Below are 481 nucleotides of genomic sequence, written 5' to 3'. Positions count from 1 at the left end.
CTGGATTATACTGGATAATCAACACCCTTGAAATAATTATTCTAATGATGTCGAGATAAAAAAAAGAATAAATTTCAAAATAGCAGATAATTAAGTAAAGAAACGTTAATTACAAGGCTATCCCCTTATAGATGACAGTGTGAAAGGATCTAATGCTATACTGGCGCTTTCACTATTAACCATAGGGGGATTTTTCATGGATAAAATTTTGGAATCCAGAGCAGAAATACTTCGGCTTTGTGGCTGTTACAAAGTTCTGTACTGTCATGGATGATATACTGTTAAAAGCTTGACTATACTCGGATGATATTTTGGTATTGAATTTGATTTATGCTCATGATAAGATGTTATATGCTCAAAACATAAAGGGTATAGGATTTTATGAAAAAGAAAACAACAAAAAAACTCTTGTTCTTTTGTTGAGTATGTGATATATTATAAAAGTCGCCGCTGAAAAACGGCACAACACAAAAAACAAGTT

It is taken from the genome of Aneurinibacillus aneurinilyticus ATCC 12856, assembly GCF_000466385.1.
Classification (GTDB): Bacteria; Bacillota; Bacilli; order Aneurinibacillales; family Aneurinibacillaceae; genus Aneurinibacillus; species Aneurinibacillus aneurinilyticus.
The sequence above is the reverse complement of the archived record's forward strand: the minus strand, read 5'-3'. Positions refer to the sequence as shown.